The sequence below is a fragment of the Polaromonas sp. genome, assembly GCF_043778355.1.
Lineage (GTDB): Bacteria > Pseudomonadota > Gammaproteobacteria > Burkholderiales > Burkholderiaceae_C > Polaromonas.
In genome coordinates, this window is the sequence record NZ_JAYWHI010000014.1 from 1 (window position 1) to 13,657 (window position 13,657).

Sequence of the window (13,657 nt, forward strand, 5' to 3'; positions counted from 1 at the left end):
TCGACGTTGGAAGGTGGGGCGGGAGAAATCTCAAAACTGTCGGTCCGCTGCCGCGGCCGAATCCGAAGCGAGTCCCTCCACCCCGACACCCATAACATATAAGCCGAAGGCGAGTTCGAGCAAGACCCCGCTTTTGTCGAGCACCGCAGGCTGCCTGGAGCGAAGCGGAAGGACCCAGACCATCGGGTCGCCTTTTTCTTTGCTCACTTTCTTTTTGGCGACGCAAAAAGAAAGTGAGTTGCCGCCGGGCAACCCCCGGCTTGCTGGCAAACCACACTACACGAGCTAGCCAACATGGATCCCGGATCGGGCCTGCCCCGGACTTGATCCGGGGTCCGGGATGACAGTCGACCATTGCAGCAAGCGCGAGGAAACGCGGCAGCGCGAGCCGCTTTCCTGCGTCAACTGTAGGAACTCCCTGACGGTGCAGCAGCGCACCTTCCTGCCGGCTTGAGCCGGGCGGCGCTCAACAATCACTGCACACACAACAAGGAGTGCCACATGTCGATTTCCCTCATCCTGCTCATCGTCCTCATCCTGATCCTGGTCGGCGCACTGCCAACCTGGGGCCACAGCAAAAGCTGGGGCTACGGTCCCAGCGGTGGCTTGGGTCTGGTCGTCATCATCCTGATCGTGCTGCTGCTGATGGGCCGGATTTAACACTCCAGCATCTTCATAAAAAGGGTCCGGCTTCCAAGTCGGTCCCTTTTTTAATGTCTCGGCGCAAAAGGCGAGACCGGACTTTCAGATTTTTTCAGCAAGCGGTGATAACGAGGGGCCGGCAAGTTGCCCCAGGTCAGCACTGATGCGTCTGAAAACACCGTCCCAGTCGCCCGCCGTCTGCTGCCGGTAGAGCGTCGCGGAGGGGTACCAGGGACTGTCGCTGCGCTGGAGCAGCCAGCGCCAGTCCGGGTTGAGCGGCAAGACAATCCATGCCGGCTTGCCCAGCGCACAGGCTAGATGCGCCACACTGGTATCGACGCTGACCACCACATCCATCAGGGCACAAAGCGCCGCCGTATCGGAGAAGTCCTTGATGTCCTCGTCGAAGTGGCCAATGCGCGGATTCTGCGCCAGCGTTTCCTTGTCGTCGGTGCGCGTCTCCTTCTGCAGGCTGACATATTGCAGGCCTTCGGGAAGAAACTTCAGCCATTCCAACAAACGCACACTTCTGTTGCGGTCGTTCTTGTGGGTAGCGCTTCCACTCCAGACCAGACCCACGCGGGGCTTGGATTTTTCACCCAAACGGGCTGCCCATGGCGCCAATGTGCCCGGCAGCGGCGCCAGATAGCTGACAGCAACTGGCAAATTGTCAAACCGTGTCCTGAAAGCCAAAGGCAGGCTCAACAAAGGGCAGTGGCAGTCAAACGCGGGCAGCGGCTCGCCGCGCTTGAGGACGTGTGCCACCCCGTCCAGTTGGGCCAGCAGCCCCGCCAATGGCGCTTGAACCTCCAGAATGACGCGTGCACCCAGATCGTTCACCCGCTTGGCGTAGCGGCAAAATTGAAGCGTGTCGCCAAACCCCTGTTCGGCATGCAGCAAGATTGTTTTTCCGTGCAGGGGCTCTGCGCCCAGCCAGAGAGGCTGGCTGAACTGGCGCACGCTTTTTTGCAGGGCTTCATCTTTCCAGCGCCATTCGTAACTCTCCCAACCGCGCTCAAAATCACCCATCTGCAACATGCACAGGCTGCGGTTGAGGTGCGCTTTGGCAAAGTCGGGTTGTAGCGCAATGGCTTTGTCGTAACACGCCATCGCCGCCAGTGACTGTTGCAAGTCCCTGAGCGCACTGCCCCGGTTGTTATAGGCCTCGGCATAGTCCGGCTTGACCGCGATGGCCCGGTCGTAACTTTCCAGCGCCGCGCGAAACTGCCGCATATCGCTCAGGGCGTTGCCACGGTTGTTATGCGCCTTGGCGTCGTTGGCCCTCAACGCGACGGCTTTGTCATAACTCTCCAGGGCCGCTTCCAAACGCCCCAGGTCCCTGAGCGCACTGCCGCGGTTGTTGTACGCCTGGGCATAGTCCACCTTCAACGCGATGGCCTTGTCATAATTTTCAAGGGCCGCCTGCGGCTGCTTCAACTCCCGGAAAGCATTGCCGCGGTTGAAATACGCCTGCGCATAGTCGGGTTTGCAGACAATGGCCTGGTCGTAGCTGTCAATGGCAGTGCTGAACTGATTGAGCGCCGCAAAAGCCGCGCCTCGGTTGCTGTAGGCCTCGGCATAGTCTGGCTTGAGCGCGATGGCCTGGCTGTAACTCTCGATCGCAGTCTCGGCTCGCCTCAAGGCCAACAAGGCGTTTCCCCGGTTGGTGTGCGCCTCGGCGTAGTCGGCTTTGACCGCAATGGCCTTGTCAAAACTGTCGAGTGCATCCCGCGGTTTCGCCAGGTCCATCAAGGCGTTGCCGCGGCTGTTGTGAGCCTCCGCATAGTCCGCATTGAGCGCAATGGCCTGGTCATAGCTCGCAACCGCTGCTTCGGGCTGCCGCAGATCCCTCAATACATTACCCCGGTTGTTGAAGGCAAAAGCATGGCCCGCGTTAACTGCAATGGCCTGATCAAACCATTCAAGAGCCTGGGCGAAATTTCTTGTCTGCGCGGCAATCACTCCCAACAAATGCATCGCGTCGAAATGCCGGGGCTGCAGTTTGAGCACCTGCAGGTAACTGGCCCGCGCTTCGGTGAGTTGCCCTTGCTGATGCAAGGCCAGGCCGAGGGCGAGGCTGGCCTGCGCCTGCACCTGCGTGGGGGGGGCGCCACTGGGTTTCGCTTGAGGCGGCTTTCCGGACTTGTGCTTCATGGTCAGCTGTGTCGAATGAAAGTGTTGTCTGAATTAATGGGTCAGCAGCAGCCAGGCCTTGTCCAGCCGCTTGATGCTGACTGGCTGCGGGGTGCGCAACTCCTGCGCAAAAAAGCTGACGCGCAATTCCTCGATCAACCAGCGCAGCTCCTGCAGGCGCGCATCGGCCGCGCCCTTGCGTTCGGCCACGAGGCGCCAGTAGCGCTGCTCCTGCGGCCGCAGTTCGGCCAGCCGCGCGGCGTCACGGGCCGGGTCGGCGCGCCACTTTTCCAGCCGCAGGGTGATGGCCTTGAGGTAACGCGGGAAGTGCTGCAGTTGTGCATACGGCGTGGCCGTCAGAAAGCGTTTGGGCACCAGGCGCTGGAGTTGCTGGGCCGCATCCTGGGATGCTTCGGCGGCGTTTTTGCTGTCCTTGATCTTGCGCTGGGCCGCCGCAAACTCGGTCAGGATGGTTGCCGCCAGACGTGCGACCTCGCTGGCGATCAGGGTCAGGCGCCCGCGCCCGTCATCAATGCGTTTTCTGAAATCAAGCTCGCAGGTCGGCAGCGGCTCCTGCAGAAAGGCGCGGTCCAGCGCCACCTCGATGATCTGCTCACGCAACTCTTCCAGCGTGCCGCCGCCCGAGTTGTCGGTGGCACGACCGACCAGCATGTAGGCCGTGGCCATTTTCTGCAGATCGGGCAGGTTTTTCTCAAGGTACTTGAGCGCGTCCCTGATCTGCAGCGAGAACAGCCGGCGCAGGCCGGCGCGGTGTTTGGCCGCAGCGACATCGGGCTCATCAAACACCTCGATGGTGACGGCGTCGCCGAGGTCGATCAGCGCCGGAAAGCCGATCAGGGTCTGTTTGCCCTTGCGGATTTCCATCAGTTCCGGCAGCTCACCAAAACTCCAGCCGGTGTAGCGCTCAGGCGTGCGGGCCGGCTGCGGCTTTTGATTTGCTATGTTTTCAGGAGCTGCTTGCGCCCGCCCGGTATGGGCTGGAGGCCGATTTGACTCTGAATTCCGGCTGTTTTCCGGCGCCGCGCGGGTTTTGAGCCCGGCCAGCGCCTGGAAGGCACCGCGCGCCTGCGAACCCAGTTCGCCCTTGAGCGCACCCAGGTTGCGACCCGTGCCGAGCTGGCGGCCATGTTCGTCCACCACACGGAAGTTCATGAACAAGTGTGGCGGCAGCATCTCCAGCTTCATGTCGTTGCGCTTGATGTCCAGCGAGGTCGCATCACGCACCAGCTTGAGCACCGCATCGGTCAGCGAACCGGCGCCGAACTTCTCTGGCTGCTGCAGCTCGGCGGCCATGCGCGACGCCGTGTCGGGCAGCGGCACCAGGCGCGAGCGCGGCCGCTGGTGCAGGGTCTTGATCAGCGCCTGGATCTTGTCTTTGAGCATGCCGGGCACCAGCCATTCGCAGCGCTCTTCATTGACCTGGTTCAGCGCAAACAGTGGCACATCCACCGTCACACCGTCTTTGGCGTCGCCCGGTTCATGCAGATAGGTCGCCAGGCAGTCGACGCCCCCCAGCCGGAGCGTTTTGGGGAAAGACTGCGTGGTGATGCCCGCCGCCTCGTGGCGCATCAACTCCTCGCGGGACAGCAGCAGCAGTTGCGCTTGCTTTTTGACTTCCTCCTTGTACCAGTGCTCGCAAGCCGCCCCGGTGCAGATGTTGGCCGGCAACTGCTGGTCGTAAAAGGCGTAAATCAGCTCTTCATCGACCAGCACGTCCTGGCGCCGTGCCTTGTGCTCCAGGTCCTGCACCTGCTGGATCAGTTTCAGGTTGGCCTGAAGAAACGGCAGTTTGGTGTCCCAGTTGCCGGCCACCAGCGCTTCGCGAATGAAGATTTCGCGCGCCGTCACCGGATCGACGCGCCCGAAATTGACGCGCCGGCCGTTGTAGATCACCAGCCCGTACAGCGTGGCGCGTTCCAGCGCGGTCACCTGGGCGGCTTTCTTTTCCCAGTGCGGGTCCAGCAACTGCTTTTTCAGCAGATGCCCGGCCACCTGCTCGACCCATTGCGGCTCGATGTTGGCGATGCCGCGGCCGAACAGGCGCGTGGTCTCGACCAGCTCGGCCGCCACAATCCAGCGCCCCGGCTTCTTGCTGAGCTTGGCGCCCGGATGCCGGTAAAACTTGATGCCGCGTGCGCCCAGGTACCAGTCATCCTCATCGCTTTTGATGCCGATGTTGCCGAGCAGGCCGCACAACATCGACAAATGCAGTTGCTCGTAACTGGCCGGCTTGTCATTCAAGACCCACTTCTGTTCGCCGACCACACTGTGCAACTGCGAGTGGATGTCGCGCCACTCCCGCACGCGGCGAATGTTGACATAGTTATCTCTCAAGAGGTTTTCGTACTGGCGATTCGACAGCTTGTGGTCGGTGCCATGGCCACCGCGCACATCACCCAGCCATTTCCAGAGCTTGAGGTAGCCGCTGAACTCGCTTTTTTCATCGTCAAACTTGGCGTGGGCCTGATCGGCCTGCGCCTGCTTGTCCATGGGCCTGTCGCGCACGTCCTGCACGCTGAGCGCGCTGGCAATCACCAACACCTCGTCCAGCGCCTGCCGGTCCCGGGCCTCCAGGATCATGCGCCCGACACGCGGGTCCAGCGGCAAGCGGGCCAGGTTGCGGCCCACCGGCGTGAGTTCGTTGTCATCGTCCACCGCGCCGAGTTCGGCCAGCAACTGGTAACCGTCGGCAATGGCACGGCCCTGAGGCGGCTCGATAAAGGCAAAACTTTCGATGGTGCCCAAGTGCAGCGCCTTCATGCGCAAAATCACCGCCGCCAGCGAGCTGCGCAGGATCTCGGGGTCGGTAAAACGTGGCCGGCCCAAAAAATCGGGCTCGTCGTAGAGCCGGATACAGATGCCGTCGGCGACGCGGCCGCAGCGGCCGGCGCGCTGGTTGGCGGCGGCCTGCGACACCGGCTCGACCATCAACTGCTCGACCTTGTTCCTGAAGCTGTAGCGCTTGACGCGCGCCGTGCCGGCATCAATCACATAACGGATGCCCGGAACCGTCAGCGAGGTCTCGGCCACATTGGTGGCGAGCACGATACGTCTGCCGGTGTGGCCGTCAAAAATGCGGTCCTGCTCTGCTTGACTCAGGCGCGCAAACAGCGGCAGCACCTCGGCGTTGCGAAACAGCGGTTGGTGCGCCAGGTGTTTGCGCAAGTGGTCGGCGGCTTCGCGGATTTCGCGTTCGCCGGGCAAAAAGACGAGGATGTCACCGGCGCTGTGCGGATTGCGCCAGAGTTCGTCCACGCCATCGGCGATCGCGTCGTTGAGGTCGTAGTCGCGCGACTCCTCAAACGGACGGTAACGCTGCTCGACCGGAAACATGCGCCCGGACACCAAAATCACCGGCGCCGGCGTCACAGGCCCCCACGCTCCGCGCTGCGCGTCGTCGCTGCCTCCCACGGGGGGGTGGCCCGGCGGCGGCGTACTCGACGCGAAATAATCTGCAAACCGCTGCGCATCAATCGTCGCTGAGGTGATCACCACTTTCAGGTCGGGCCGGCGCGGCAGCAACTGGCGCAGATAACCGAGCAGGAAGTCGATATTCAGGCTGCGCTCGTGCGCCTCGTCGATGATGATGGTGTCGTAGGCTTTCAGCAGCGGATCGGTCTGGGTTTCAGCCAGCAAAATGCCGTCGGTCATGAGCTTGACCGAGGCGTCACGGCTTAGTCGGTCCTGGAAACGCACCTTGTAGCCGACCACGTCGCCCAGCGGTGTTTTCAGCTCCTCCGCAATCCGTTTGGCCACGCTGGAGGCGGCAATCCGGCGCGGCTGGGTGTGGCCGATCAGCTTGCCCTGGCCGACCGGGTAGTTGAGTTTGCCCCGGCCCATGGCCAGCGCGATTTTGGGCAACTGGGTGGTTTTGCCCGAGCCGGTTTCACCGCAGACGATGACCACCTGGTGGGCCTGCATGGCAGCGGTGATTTCCGCTCGTTTGCCCGACACGGGCAAGGACTCGGGGAAATCGATCTGCAAGGGGACGGACACGGGCAAAAGCGGCAAGGGAAGACTTCCTGAATAAGCCCGCAATTATCGGTGCAGACAAGCGCTCGGGAGGCCGGCACGACGAAACGTCGGCTCAGGACGTACGGGGCGATGGCAGCTCCACCGCCTCACCGCTGGCATGGTCAAACCAGGCCACGCGGCTCGCATAACTCATGGCGGTGCATGACATGGCGCGTGCCGTGGCCAGCGTGGCAGAGACTTTGGCCGCCGGGTCGGACACCATCAACACGCCAATGCCCAGGTCCGCCCGCCAGCGGGTTTGTTCGCTTTCGCGCCTGGTGGTATCCACGCTGGTGTTCAGCGTGACTGCTTTCGCCATGCGCGGCCCGAGCCGGTGCGCCAGTTTGATCAGTTGGCCGCTGTCCCTGCACTCGGGCAGCAGCAGCAAAAAACCGTCCTCGCCAAACCGTCCCGACTCAAACTGGGCAGGCACCACCTGCCGCAAGCGCCCGGCACAAACAAACAGGGCATGGTTCATCGCTGCGGTACCGTGCAGTTTTTCGAGCGCATACAAATTGCCGATGCTCACAAACAGAATGCCGAGCGCCATCGGCTGATCGCGCTGGTGTTTGAAGGCGTTGACGATCATTTGTCCGGTTTCGGTATGAGACCGCATGCGGGTCACCGGGTCATAACTCGGGCCATGGGCCATGATCTGGTTCAGCTCGATCAGGTAGGCGTAGCGCACCCACAATGCCGACGCCATCAAGGTCAGATAGGCGGTGCCAGCCAGCGCGCTGACAGCATGCACCTGCCACGGCACCTGCCCGCGCGCCAGCGCAATCAAGCCCAGGCCAATCATCACGATCAACAGGAAAAGCACGGCGAAAAATGCCCGCCAGGCGAGTCGCTCCCCGCGCCAGGCGCTGCGCAGTGCCACGCCCAGAGCCACCAACCCGAGCCACCAGGCGATGCCGACACCCACCGCCAGCGCTCGAACGGCAGGCAACAGCCAGCCCAGTGCCACACCGCCCAGCGCGAGCGCCGCAAGTGCGCATTGCGCGCGCCGACGCGCCTGGTGATCGTCCAGCGCGCCCACAATCGAAAACAGCAGATAAGCCAGCGCCGAGGAGGCCGCTATCGCCACATGCGCCAAAACGCGCGACAACGTGTCGGGGTCCGGAATCGGCAGCGCACCGAGAAACGCCAGTACAAACAACCCGGACGCCGTTGCAGACAACCCGGCGTTGAGCGAGATACGGTGCAGCGAACGGTTGAACGCCATCGCGGAACCGGCCAGCATCAGTGCGGTCATTCCGAAATAACACCCCCAGAACCCATAGGCCAGTTTGTCCATGCGTGGTTCATTATCCGGCGAAGCAGTCGCTGCGGCGAGGGGGTTCACGTCGATGAAAACCCGTGTCCTCCCTTACACTCACTGCCATTGGCCAAACGCCTCCTCCTGCAACCCGAAAGCGCGCCCATGTCTGCGGTCTTCAATTTCACCTTTGTCCCCTGGTTTCGCTCGGTGGCGCCTTACATCCACCTGCACCGCGGCAAGACCTTCGTGGTCGGCATCGCGGGCGAGGCGATTGCCGCCGGCAAGCTGCAGCACCTGGCGCAGGACCTGGCGCTGATCCAGAGCATGGGCGTAAAGATCGTGCTGGTGCACGGCTTTCGGCCCCAGGTCAATGAACAACTGGCGGCCAAGGGCCATGAGGCCAAATACTCCCATGGCATGCGTATCACCGACAGCGTGGCGCTGGATTGTGCGCAGGAAGCCGCCGGCCAGTTGCGTTACGAGATCGAGGCCGCCTTCAGCCAGGGCCTGCCCAACACACCGATGGCCGGCTCTACCGTGCGCGTGATTTCGGGCAACTTCATCACCGCCCGCCCGGTCGGCATTGTCGACGGCGTGGACTTCAAACATTCGGGCCTGGTGCGCAAGGTTGACACCGCCGGCATCAAACGCACGCTGGATTTCGGCGCCATGGTGCTGCTCTCACCTTTCGGTTTTTCCCCCACCGGCGAAGCCTTCAACCTGACCATGGAAGAAGTCGCGACCAGCGTGGCCATTGAGCTGCAGGCCGACAAGCTGATCTTCCTGACCGAAATTCCCGGCATCCGCACCAGCCCGGACCAGCCCGAGGGTGAAGACAACCCGATAGACACCGAGCTGCCGCTGGCCGCCGCGGAAAAACTGCTGGTCAGCCTGCCCAACCCGACCCAGCCAACCGACACGGCGTTTTACCTGCAGCACTGCGTCAAGGCCTGCAAATCGGGCGTGGAACGCAGCCACATCCTGCCGTTTGCGGTGGACGGTGCACTGCTGCTCGAAATTTATGTGCACGACGGCATAGGCACCATGGTCATCGACGAAAAGCTCGAAAGCCTGCGCGAAGCCACCGCTGACGATGTGGGGGGCATCCTGCAACTGATAGCGCCGTTCGAAAAAGACGGCACCCTGGTCAAGCGCGACCGCACCGAGATCGAGCGCGATGCCGACCACTACACCGTGATCGAACACGACGGCGTGATCTTCGGCTGCGCGGCACTTTACCCCTACCCCGAAGCCAAAACCGCAGAAATGGCGGCACTCACGGTGTCACCACACAGCCAGAGCCAGGGCGACGGCGAACGCATCCTCAAGCGCATCGAGCAGCGCGCGCGCGGCATGGGCCTGACAAGCATTTTTGTGCTGACCACACGCACCATGCACTGGTTCATCAAACGCGGCTTTGTGCAGGTGGACCCGGACTGGCTGCCGGAAGCGCGCAAGCGCAAGTACAACATCAACCGCAAGAGTCTGGTGCTGGTCAAGAACCTGTAGACCTTCCTCTACGGCGCACCGGCGCCAAACAGGCGGAGTCAATCACCTTCTCGTCGTGTAGGACGAGATCCATTTTGTATCCGGAGTAGAGTTTTTTACTTACACAAGGCATGACATTGGCAAAATATCGCGCATGTCACCGCCGAGTAAAAAAGATGCATTACGCGACGCCATTTTTCTGGAAGCATTGCGGGCGCAACGCATCAAATGGCGGTACGCGGCCTTGTCTAAAAAGATCGCCGCCTATACCGAAGGAGGCTTGCCACCAAGCCCCGAGGAATTCAAGACCTGGACCGAAGACGGAAAAGAACTCGAACGGATCAGGGCAATGCAACTGGCTGCGCTGAAAGCCAAGCAAGATAAATCCTGAGAGTCGGCTGCGCGCAAGCGTATGGTCCCAACGCCGTCTCCAGGCCAAGGGCTTGGGCGTATCGGTCCCCGTCAAAAAATCCGTCAGCACATACGCATGCGCCGCTGCCCCGCTGTAACTGCGTAGGAAAAGACCAGCGTCTGCTGGCGATGATGTCTCACGCCTTTCCAATTTCCGGCTCGGCAGAGTAAATGCGTGGCCATGCACAGCGTGGCCCGCGATTCATCACATCATCCAAAGGACACTCCATGACCGAAAAAACCGCCAGCGTGCACTGGGAGGGCCAAGGCAAACAAGGCCAGGGCCAGATCAGCACCGAGACTGACGCGCTGAAAGACTATCCCTATGGATTCGGCAGCCGTTTTGAAGACGACCGCAAAGGCACCAACCCGGAAGAACTGCTGGGCGCGGCGCACGCTGCGTGTTTCACCATGGCTTTTTCCTTTGCCTGCGACAAGGCAGGTTACGCCACAGAGCAAGTGGACACCCAGGCCAAAGTCCGGCTGGTGCCCGACGGCGACGGATTTGTGATCGACCGGATCACGCTGACGCTGGATGCGAAAGTGCCGGGCATCGACCCAGGTCAGTTTCAACAGATCGCCGAGGCCGCCAAGCGTGGCTGCCCGCTGTCCAAGGCACTGGCCAGCGTGGCCGAGATCACATTGGCGGCCACGCTGAGGAACTGAGGGTCCTTTAGCCGGCGGCAGCGATCTGCCGCAGGGCCTGTTCAAACACCTCGGCCGGCTGACCGCCCGAAATCAGGTGTGTGTCATTGATGATCACAGCGGGCACCGCGTGGATGCCATGCTGCAGGTAAAACTGCTCCCGCTCACGCACGGCGTCGGCATATTCATCCGAACCCAGGATTGCCCTGGCGCGATCCCCGTCGAGCCCAACCTCGCTGGCCACCCGCGCCAACACCTCATGGGCACCGGGGTTCTCGCCGTCGGTGAAATAGGCCTTGAAAAGCGCTTCCTTGAGCGCCTGCTGCAGACCCTGATCTTCTTCTCCTGCCCAGTGCAACAGCCGGTGCGCGTCAAAGGTGTTGTAAATGCGACCGCGCTTGTCCATGCTGAAAGTGAAACCGACCTCCTGACCTCGCGCGCGAATCATCTCGCGGTTGCGCTGGGACTGCTCGGGTGTGGAGCCGTATTTCTCGGCCAAGTGTTCACCAATGTCCTGGCCCTCGGGCGGCATCTTCGGGTTCAGTTCAAAGGGCTGGAAATGAATGTCGGCTTTCACCGTGTCGCCGACCCGGCTCAGCGCCTCTTCGAGTGACTTCAGGCCGATCACGCACCAGGGGCAGGACACGTCGGAGACAAAATCGATCTTCAAGGTAGCTGCAGAGGCTGGGGTCATGGCAGGGTCTTCGTGGTGGTGGGCAAAACCGCCTTGTATGACGGCCAGGAGACAGTAACATGCGGCGTCAGACCGGAAACTTCAAGCACTTTCGACCCCAGGCTGCATCGGAGGTTCATGCGACAACCCCATTCCAACTGCTCGGCGCACCTCTTGCCAACATACTTTCACTATCAAAAATGTAGCATCCTACGACCGACAGTCATGGGCTACTGGCCTTTTTGATCATCAATTGGCAACCACCTGCCCGGCTTCCAGCGTGATGCGGCGCTCACAGCGCGCCGCGATGCCGCGGTCGTGCGTGACCAGCACCAGCGTGGTCCCGAGTTCCTGGTTCAGCTCGAACATCAGCGCCATCACGGTTTCGCCGGTGGCGAAGTCCAGGCTGCCGGTCGGCTCGTCGGCCAGCAGCAAGGCCGGCTGGACCACAAAGGCCCGCGCCAGCGCCACCCGCTGCTGCTCGCCGCCCGACAAGACCTTGGGGTAGTGGCCGAGCCGCTCGCCGAGCCCGACCCGCTTGAGCATCTCGGTGGCCTGCGAACGGGCGTTTTTCGCGCCTCCCAGTTCCAGCGGCAGCATGACGTTTTCGAGCGCCGTCAGATTGCCCATGAGCTGAAAGCTCTGAAACACAAAACCGACCTTTTGCGCCCGCAGCGCGGCGCGGTCGTCCTCACTGAGCGCAAACAGGTCCTGGCCGGCCAGATGCACCGTGCCCTGGGTCGGCGTATCCAGCCCGGCGATGATGGACAACAAGGTGCTTTTGCCCGAACCTGAGGCGCCCACAATCGCCACAGTCTCCCTGGCCGCCAGTGCGAAATGGATATCGCGCAAAATGGTCAATGTGCCAGTTGAATCGCTCACGCTCTTGAAAACGTGCTCTACGGAAATAATTGAAGAAGGAGTGGACGGCAAAGCAGCGTCACTCGGCACATTAACCGCAGGTTCAAACATGTCAGCCTTGTCAGAAAACTTGAGTTCAGACTTTACCAAGCTTGCCCGCGCTGCGGCTGTGCGCCTGCTAAAACCTTTGGGCGCGCTGTTGGTGGCGCTTGTTGCCGTTGCGCCACTGCTGGTGCAGGCCCAGACGCCGGCCTCCGTCCGTGACACCGTGCTGATCGTCGGCGACTCACTGAGTGCTGAATACGGCCTCAAACGCGGCACCGGCTGGGTGCCGCTGCTGGAAAAACAACTTGCTGCCGACAAAAAAGCCGTGCGTGTTGTCAACGCCAGCATCAGCGGCGACACCACCTCCGGGGGCCGTTCGCGCCTGCCGGCCCTGTTGACCCAGCACAAACCCACGGTCGTCGTGATCGAACTCGGCGGCAACGACGCCTTGCGCGGCCTGCCGCTGAACATGACCGAGGCCAACCTGCGGGCCATGACGCAGGCGGCAAAAAAGGTCGGCGCCAAGGTGCTGCTGCTGGGCATGCAGGTGCCGCCCAATTACGGTGGCGCTTACGGCGCGACCTTCTCGGGCCTGTTCACCCAGGTCGCCAAAGCCGAAAAAGTCGCGCTGCTGCCCTTCTTCCTCAAGGGTGTGGCCGACGTGGACGACGCGACCGGCAATTTCCAGGCGGACCGCATCCATCCGAATGAGCAAGCGCAGGCCAAAATGCTGGCCAACGTCTGGCCCGAGCTCAAAAAGCTTCTCAAGTGAGCCTGGAACGGATCTCTGCCGAACAGGCACTGGCCAGCCTGGCCGATTATTCCGATGTCATCGATGCCCGCAGTGAGGGCGAATACGCTGAAGACCACCTGCCCGGCGCCGTCAACTGGCCCAGCCTGAACGACGAGGAACGCAAGATCGTCGGCACCCGTTACAAGCAGATCAGCCAGTTCGAGGCCAAAAAGCTGGGCGCGGCGCTGGTCGCCAAAAACATCGCGGTACACATCCAACGCGAGGTGCTGGACAAACCGCGTGAGTGGCAGCCGCTGATCTACTGCTGGCGCGGTGGCAAACGCAGCGGCTCGCTGGCGCTGATCCTGGACCAGATCGGCTTCAGGGTGACGCTGGTTGACGGCGGCTACAAAGCCTTTCGCGCGGCGCTGGTGGCCGACCTGCCGCAACTGGCGGCGCGGCACCAGTACCGGGTGGTGTGCGGCCCCACCGGCGCCGGCAAAACCCGGCTGCTGCATGCGCTGGTCGCCCAGGGCGCGCAGGTGCTGGACCTGGAAGGCCTGGCCAAGCACCGCAGCTCGGTGCTCGGCATGATTCCCGGCGTGCCGCAACCGAGCCAGAAGGCCTTTGACAGCCGGGTCTGGGCGGCCTTGCGCGGCTTTGACCCGGCACGCCCGGTCTACATCGAAAGCGAAAGCAAAAAGGTCGGCAATGTGGCCGTGCCGGAAGG

The 13,657-nt window shown here is 62.1% G+C and carries 11 protein-coding genes; 6 read left to right on the forward strand and 5 right to left on the reverse strand.

The features are described from left to right. The first annotated feature begins 501 nt into the window (after nucleotides 1-501). Nucleotides 502-660 carry a DUF3309 family protein gene (locus ACH2CW_RS02385; RefSeq protein ID WP_395055251.1) on the forward strand — a complete coding sequence of 53 codons (159 nt, stop codon included), beginning with the start codon at nucleotides 502-504 and terminating at the stop codon, nucleotides 658-660. Between the two features lie 84 nt (nucleotides 661-744). Here the strand turns inward: ACH2CW_RS02385 and ACH2CW_RS02390 are convergent, their stop codons facing one another. The 3 genes from ACH2CW_RS02390 to ACH2CW_RS02400 all read right to left on the reverse strand — a co-directional run bounded on the left by ACH2CW_RS02390 (nucleotide 745) and on the right by ACH2CW_RS02400 (nucleotide 8,107). Further along, complete coding sequence (locus ACH2CW_RS02390; RefSeq protein ID WP_395055252.1) at nucleotides 745-2,796, reverse strand: tetratricopeptide repeat protein; 2,052 nt, start codon at nucleotides 2,794-2,796, stop codon at nucleotides 745-747. Nucleotides 2,797-2,829: 33 nt separating this feature from the next. Next, nucleotides 2,830-6,717: an ATP-dependent RNA helicase HrpA gene (gene hrpA / locus ACH2CW_RS02395; protein ID WP_395055261.1), complete on the reverse strand. Its 3,888-nt coding sequence runs from the start codon at nucleotides 6,715-6,717 to the stop codon at nucleotides 2,830-2,832. 166 nt (nucleotides 6,718-6,883) lie between these two features. After that, nucleotides 6,884-8,107, reverse strand: coding sequence for a GGDEF domain-containing protein (locus ACH2CW_RS02400; RefSeq protein ID WP_395055253.1), 1,224 nt, complete (start codon nucleotides 8,105-8,107; stop codon nucleotides 6,884-6,886). A gap of 126 nt (nucleotides 8,108-8,233) precedes the next feature. On the opposite strand from ACH2CW_RS02400, the gene argA reads away from it, so the two are divergent. The 3 genes from argA to ACH2CW_RS02415 all read left to right on the forward strand — a co-directional run bounded on the left by argA (nucleotide 8,234) and on the right by ACH2CW_RS02415 (nucleotide 10,636). Continuing rightward, nucleotides 8,234-9,580, forward strand: a complete 1,347-nt coding sequence (gene argA, locus ACH2CW_RS02405) for an amino-acid N-acetyltransferase (protein WP_395055254.1) — start codon at nucleotides 8,234-8,236, stop codon at nucleotides 9,578-9,580. A 133-nt stretch (nucleotides 9,581-9,713) separates the two neighbouring features. Continuing rightward, entirely contained in the window at nucleotides 9,714-9,950 is a 237-nt protein-coding gene (locus ACH2CW_RS02410; protein ID WP_395055255.1) for a hypothetical protein, read from the forward strand. Between the two features lie 248 nt (nucleotides 9,951-10,198). Next, the gene (locus tag ACH2CW_RS02415; protein ID WP_395055256.1) at nucleotides 10,199-10,636 is read left to right on the forward strand and encodes an OsmC family protein; all 438 of its coding nucleotides are present in this window, start codon (nucleotides 10,199-10,201) and stop codon (nucleotides 10,634-10,636) included. Between the two features lie 7 nt (nucleotides 10,637-10,643). Here ACH2CW_RS02415 and ACH2CW_RS02420 read toward each other — a convergent pair whose 3' ends face one another. Continuing rightward, entirely contained in the window at nucleotides 10,644-11,309 is a 666-nt protein-coding gene (locus ACH2CW_RS02420; protein ID WP_395055257.1) for a DsbA family oxidoreductase, read from the reverse strand. Nucleotides 11,310-11,537: 228 nt separating this feature from the next. Beyond that, nucleotides 11,538-12,260 carry an ABC transporter ATP-binding protein gene (locus tag ACH2CW_RS02425; protein ID WP_395055258.1) on the reverse strand — a complete coding sequence of 241 codons (723 nt, stop codon included), beginning with the start codon at nucleotides 12,258-12,260 and terminating at the stop codon, nucleotides 11,538-11,540. Here ACH2CW_RS02425 and ACH2CW_RS02430 point away from each other — a divergent pair. Together ACH2CW_RS02430 and mnmH are read left to right on the forward strand one after the other, a co-directional pair. Continuing rightward, nucleotides 12,259-12,966 carry an arylesterase gene (locus ACH2CW_RS02430; RefSeq protein WP_395055259.1) on the forward strand — a complete coding sequence of 236 codons (708 nt, stop codon included), beginning with the start codon at nucleotides 12,259-12,261 and terminating at the stop codon, nucleotides 12,964-12,966. The genes ACH2CW_RS02425 and ACH2CW_RS02430 overlap by 2 nt on opposite strands. Next, nucleotides 12,963-13,657: tRNA 2-selenouridine(34) synthase MnmH (gene mnmH, locus ACH2CW_RS02435; RefSeq protein ID WP_395055260.1), on the forward strand; the 695-nt coding region annotated here is incomplete at its 3' end. The genes ACH2CW_RS02430 and mnmH, both read left to right, overlap by 4 nt.

Coding starts and splice junctions, on each gene's coding strand:
- ACH2CW_RS02385 (WP_395055251.1), top strand. CDS start 502: ATGTCGATTTCCCTCATCCTGCTCATCGTCCTCATCCTGATCCTGGTC.
- ACH2CW_RS02390 (WP_395055252.1), bottom strand. CDS start 2,796: ATGAAGCACAAGTCCGGAAAGCCGCCTCAAGCGAAACCCAGTGGCGCC.
- hrpA (WP_395055261.1), bottom strand. CDS start 6,717: ATGCAGGCCCACCAGGTGGTCATCGTCTGCGGTGAAACCGGCTCGGGC.
- ACH2CW_RS02400 (WP_395055253.1), bottom strand. CDS start 8,107: ATGGACAAACTGGCCTATGGGTTCTGGGGGTGTTATTTCGGAATGACC.
- argA (WP_395055254.1), top strand. CDS start 8,234: ATGTCTGCGGTCTTCAATTTCACCTTTGTCCCCTGGTTTCGCTCGGTG.
- ACH2CW_RS02410 (WP_395055255.1), top strand. CDS start 9,714: ATGTCACCGCCGAGTAAAAAAGATGCATTACGCGACGCCATTTTTCTG.
- ACH2CW_RS02415 (WP_395055256.1), top strand. CDS start 10,199: ATGACCGAAAAAACCGCCAGCGTGCACTGGGAGGGCCAAGGCAAACAA.
- ACH2CW_RS02420 (WP_395055257.1), bottom strand. CDS start 11,309: ATGACCCCAGCCTCTGCAGCTACCTTGAAGATCGATTTTGTCTCCGAC.
- ACH2CW_RS02430 (WP_395055259.1), top strand. CDS start 12,259: ATGTCAGCCTTGTCAGAAAACTTGAGTTCAGACTTTACCAAGCTTGCC.
- ACH2CW_RS02425 (WP_395055258.1), bottom strand. CDS start 12,260: ATGTTTGAACCTGCGGTTAATGTGCCGAGTGACGCTGCTTTGCCGTCC.